Genomic DNA, 5,398 nt, shown 5'->3' with positions numbered 1-5,398 from the left:
CGGCGGCGCCTTTGCTCTGCAAAGGCCTATCCTCAGCCCTGTCGGGCAGCTCCTTCCAGTGGAAGGAGCCTTACGTTACGTGCTTTCCCTCCCGTTGCTTAAGGCAGGATAAGCATTGAGGATGAATTGGCCACCTCCGGTGGCCACCCCCTATCCCGCTTCGCAGGACTTCCCCCTATTCAGGGGGCAGAATAGACCACTCTACGCTTCCCTGTAGACTCATGTGGCACATTGGTAAGCACCCATAGGGACACTGTGCACATCCTGCATAGGATGTGCAAGTCGGGCGAAGTAAGGCGCTGCGTAGAGCAACGTTAGAGTGTCATTGGCATATTTACCCTCGTACACCCTTTGCCACTACGTGGCGTTCCCCTCAAGGGGACACGAGAAAAATAGAGACGCTTTCCTTTTGTCGCTCCACCGAACTTAGCGGGGTGGCAAAGGAACTGGAGTCACTCCAGCGAACTGGATTCGTAGGGGAGCCTAAGCGACCTGAGAATCCAGTGACATTCTTCCCTTTGGGTAAAGGTGGTGGTGCCAGCCACCAAAGGGGGATGCATTTCCGACGCCCGCAGGGCGGTTGTAAAGGTTTTATCATAAGAGGGCGCCTTCTATAATTTAGAGGCGCCCCACCACAATCCTCGCGCCAGAGGCGCGTCAAACTTAAGCCCCTTAAGAACCTTCGGCCCAGCGGGCCGTCAACCCTCAAGCCCCAAAGGGGCTTGTCATCCAATGGCTTCTTTCAGTCCTCCGATATAGTCCATGAGGCCCTGGTCCGCTTTGTTTCCTTCTTTGTTGATAATATCCACTACGCCGCTGCCGGTGATGACGCCGTCTGCCAGGGCGGCCATTTCTTTTGCCTGCTTGGGGGTGTGGATGCCAAAGCCTATGGCTACGGGGGTGTCGGTGGTTTCTTTAATGACTTGGATAATGTCTTTCAGGTCGGTTTGGATGCTGCCGCGCATGCCGGTGACGCCCATGGAGGAGACTACATATACGAAGCCTGTGGCGTTTTTCACGTTGCTGCGGATCCGGTCTTCTGATGTGGGGGCTACCATCTGGATGATGTCTACTCCGTTTTCATCGGCCAGGGGACGGATTTCCTGCTGTTCTTCGCCGGGAAGGTCGGGGATGATGACGCCGTCGATGCCGATTTCCTTTGCTTCCTGGAAGAAGCGGTCTGCGGGATAGCGGAAGACGGGGTTGTAGTAGGTGAGAAGGACGATGGGGATGGCGGTGTGTTTCCGGATTTCTTTCACTGTTTCCATGACCTGGGGCAGGTGGATGCCGTTTTTCAGGGCTTTCACGTCGGCTTCCATGATGACGGGGCCGTCGGCAATGGGGTCGGAGAAAGGGACGCCCAGTTCGATGAGGGTGGCTCCTGCTTTTTCCATGTCCAGCACGTATCTGACGGTGTCTTCAATGGATGGTGTGCCGGTGGTCAGGAATGCGATTAATGCTTTACCGTTTTTGAATGCTTCATTGATATGGCTCATGTGGGGATCCTCCTTAATCATGCAGGTTTTCACCGCGGTAGCGGGCAATGGCAGCCACGTCTTTGTCTCCGCGGCCGGACAGGGTGATGACGACGATGTCGTCTTTGTTCATGGTTTTGGCTTCTTTCAGTACGCCTGCCACTGCGTGGGCTGATTCGATGGCGCAGATGATGCCTTCTTTTCTGGCTAGGTATTCGAAGGCCTGTACCGCTTCTTCGTCGGTAATGGCGATGTATCTGGCTCTGCCGATGTCATGGAGGTAGGCGTGTTCGGGGCTGACGCCGGGATAGTCGAGGCCTGCGGAAATGGAATAGACTTCGGTGATATTTCCGTCTTTGTCCTGGCAGAAAATGGATTTCATGCCGTGGAAGACGCCGATGGAGCCTTTGGTGATGGTGGCTGCATGGTAGGGGGTGTCCACGCCTTTGCCGCCGGCTTCGCATCCTACGAGGGCCACGCCCTGGTCCTGGAGGAAGGGGTAGAAGGTGCCGGCTGCGTTGGAACCGCCGCCTACGCAGGCGTAGACTCTGGTGGGAAGGCGGCCGGTCCTTTCCAGTACCTGGGCTCTGGCTTCACGGCCGATGCAGCTCTGGAAGTAGCGTACCATTTCGGGGAAGGGGGCGGGGCCGGTGGTGGATCCGATGATGTAGTGGGTATCATCGCAGCGGCGGCTCCATTCCTGCATGGCAGCGTTCACGGCGTCTTTGAGGACCCGGGATCCTGTCTTCACTGCGTGGACTTTGGCGCCCAGGAGTTTCATGCGGTATACGTTCAGCGCCTGTCTTTCGGTATCGATTTCACCCATGAAGACTTCGCATTCCATGCCGAAGAGGGCGGCAATGGTGGCAGCGGCTACGCCGTGCTGTCCGGCGCCGGTTTCGGCGATGAGGCGGGTCTTGCCCATCCGTTTTGCCAGGAGGGCCTGGCCGATGCAGTTATTGATTTTGTGGGCGCCGGTGTGGTTGAGATCTTCTCTTTTCAGGAAGATGCGGGGGCCGCCCAGGTCTTTTTCCATGTTTTCCGCTTCATAGAGCATGGAGGGGCGGCCGGTGTAGTTCACGAAGAGGCGGTGGAGTTCGTCCTGGAATTCCCTGTCTTTTTTACATTCTTCAAAGGCTTCTGCCACTTTATTGACTTCGTTCATCAGTACTTCCGGTACATACTGTCCGCCGTATTCACCAAATCTTGTTTTCATATGTATTCCATCCTTTTCTCATGAATTTTCCTGTATCATTTTTTTGAGGAGGGCCGGCCTGTTTTCTGCCTTCATCAGCATTTCGCCGATGAGCACGGCGTCTGCGCCGGCCTGTCTCATTCGTTTCACTGCTTTTTCATCGGTCATGCCGCTTTCGGAAACAAGGAGTACTCCCTCGGGCACCAGGGCTGCCAGCCGCTCGGTGGTTTCCATGTGAATGGTGAAATCCCGGAGGTCCCGGTTGTTCACTCCCACAATGCGGGCGCCGGCGGAAAGCAGGCGTTCCATTTCTTTTTCGTCATGGGCTTCCGCCAGCACATCCAGTCCCAGATTTTCCGCTTCTTTCATGAAGTCTTTGATTTCTTCATCTGTAAGAATGGCGGCTATGAGAAGAATGGCGGAGGCGCCTGCCAGGGCTGCTTCTTCGATCTGGCACGGGTCAATGATGAAATCTTTCCGGAGCACCGGAATTTCCACTTCCGAGGCCACTTTTCGAAGGTAATCAATGTCCCCTTTGAACCATTTCGGTTCGGTGAGGCAGGAGATGGCCGAAGCCCCTGCCCTTTCATATTCCTTTGCAATCTCTTCAAAGGGGAAATCTTCACTGATGACTCCTTTGGATGGAGACGCTTTTTTCAGCTCGCAGATAAAGGAGAGCCCCGGGGCTTTCAGATTTCTATAGAAGGGATGTCCTTTCTTCGGGATGAAATCTTTCATGCGCCGGCGGATTTCATCATAGTATCCTTCCCTTTCCAGCCGGTCTATGCGCTTTCTTGTTTCCTGTGCAATATCATCCAGTATCATGGTGCACCTTATTCGTTGGAGACTTGAATGTAGGCTTCCATAGTCTTTTCGGCAGCGCCGCTGTCGATGAGGTCAGCCGCTTTCTTCACCCCTTCTGCCATGGTGTCTGCCGCACCGGCTGCATAGAAGGCCAGGCCTGCATTGAGGAGTACGGCGTTTCTCTTCGTGCCCTGGATTTTACCGGAAAGGATGCCCTTCGTAATTTCTGCATTTTCTTCCGGCGTGCCGCCCACCAGTTCTTCTTTCTTACCCCGGGTGAGGCCGAAGTCTTCCGGTTTGATTTCCGTGGTGCGGTAGTAGCCGTTCTTCAGTTCACATACCAAGGTGGGCGCGCTGGGGGAAACTTCATCGAGGCAGTCCATGCCGTGGACCACCACCGCTTTCTTCACGCCCAGCTTGTCCAGCACCTTGGCCACCGGTTCCACCAGGTAGGCATCATAGACGCCCAGAAGGAAGAAATCGGGATTGGCAGGGTTCGTGAAGGGTCCCAGGATGTTGAATACCGTGCGGAAACCCAGTTCCCTGCGGATCGGTCCTACGTACTTCATGGCTGCATGGTACTTCTGGGCGAAGAGGAAGCACATGCCCACCTTCTTCAGCATATCCAGGGCTTTTTCGGGGTTCTGGGAAATATTGGCTCCCAGCGCTTCCTGCACATCGGCAGTGCCGCACTTGGAAGAAGCGGCCCGGTTGCCGTGTTTGGCCACCTTCACGCCCCCTGCTGCCACTACGAAGGCGGCGGTGGTGGAAATATTGAAGCTGTTGGACTTATCGCCTCCGGTACCTACGATTTCAAGGACTTCCATACCGGGATGGGGAACAGGAATGGCATGTTCCCTCATGGCCGCTGCGCAGCCGGAAATCTCATCAATAGTTTCCGCCTTGGTGCTCTTGGTGGATAAGGCGGCCAGGAATGCGGCGTTCTGGGTGGCGGTGGTTTCACCGTTCATGATTTCGTTCATTACGGTATAGGCTTCGGTATAGGAGAGATCTCCTTTTCTTACGATTTTCTGAATGGCTTCTTTAATCATTTTGTATTCCTCCTGCTTCGGTTATCTACTTGATTCCTGCTATGCTTCCCTTACCTGCCATCGTCTGCTAGAGTCCATGATTTCCTCCTTCAGGGAGGTAATAAAAAAATCCGTCCCTGACAAATACTTGTCAAGGACGGATATACTTCCGCGGTGCCACCTTGCTTCAGGGTATGACCCCTGCTCTTAGCGAGATACCAACATATCTCCGGCAACTGACGTATGCCCTACGTCGCGAGCTACTAAGGAAATCCCTTTCACCGCGCCCTCAGCGGTCCATTTAATAACCTGCGTCCTGCCGGCTTCTCAATACCCCGGCTCCCTGTGAGTGCACGAATTATTTTTATCTCCGCTTCAACGGTTTGTTTTCTTAAGTTGTGGCTATTATAATGCGCCGGACTCATTATGTCAAGCATATTTTTTGGGGCTTTGAACACGCCCTGCGGGCGTGAAGGTTGACGGGCCTTTGGACCGAGGGTTCTTAAGGTTCGTAAGTTTGACGGCCCTTCGGGCCGAGGGTTGTGAATTGCCCTTCGGTGCACAGCGAACACATTTTGAAGGAGTGCTAGCGACGCGCAAAATGTAGTGAGTCGTTTCCCCTTTAGGGGGCAATACTTATAAAGTCAGCGTTACGGGATTGGCCTTTCTGTGTCATATGTGACACAATATCCAGTGCCACCTATTTTCTCGTTTCCCCTTGAGGGGAAGTCCCGCGAAGCGGGAAAGGGTGTACGGGGCTGAGCACCGATAGGATGCTCCATCGCGGTCCTGACCGCCAATCGGCGGCCCCCTGAGCGAAAGGCGATAAGACATAGAATGAGAATACCATAATCATTCTTACCACCGTTCACACCGACTTCGCTGGATGGCGT

At 54.4% G+C, this 5,398-nt stretch carries 4 protein-coding genes; all 4 read right to left on the bottom strand.

Annotated features, from left to right (window positions below):
• Window positions 1-725 precede the first annotated feature (725 nt).
• The 4 genes from trpA to trpD are packed head-to-tail and all read right to left on the bottom strand — an operon-like array spanning window position 726 to window position 4,526.
• Window positions 726-1,496 (bottom strand): tryptophan synthase subunit alpha, encoded by a 771-nt coding sequence (gene trpA, locus B2Y11_RS03495; protein WP_291056275.1) that lies wholly within the window; start codon window positions 1,494-1,496, stop codon window positions 726-728.
• 13 nt (window positions 1,497-1,509) lie between these two features.
• Complete coding sequence (gene trpB, locus B2Y11_RS03490) at window positions 1,510-2,691, bottom strand: tryptophan synthase subunit beta (protein ID WP_008858651.1); 1,182 nt, start codon at window positions 2,689-2,691, stop codon at window positions 1,510-1,512.
• Window positions 2,692-2,709: 18 nt separating this feature from the next.
• The gene (gene trpC, locus B2Y11_RS03485) at window positions 2,710-3,495 is read right to left on the bottom strand and encodes an indole-3-glycerol phosphate synthase TrpC (RefSeq protein ID WP_291056268.1); all 786 of its coding nucleotides are present in this window, start codon (window positions 3,493-3,495) and stop codon (window positions 2,710-2,712) included.
• Between the two features lie 8 nt (window positions 3,496-3,503).
• Entirely contained in the window at window positions 3,504-4,526 is a 1,023-nt protein-coding gene (trpD, locus tag B2Y11_RS03480; protein WP_291056266.1) for an anthranilate phosphoribosyltransferase, read from the bottom strand.
• Window positions 4,527-5,398: the final 872 nt, after the last annotated feature.

It is taken from the genome of Dialister sp. UBA1703 (assembly GCA_002320515.1).
Taxonomy (GTDB): domain Bacteria; phylum Bacillota; class Negativicutes; order Veillonellales; family Dialisteraceae; genus Dialister.
This window is presented reverse-complemented; position numbering and strand designations above follow the sequence as displayed.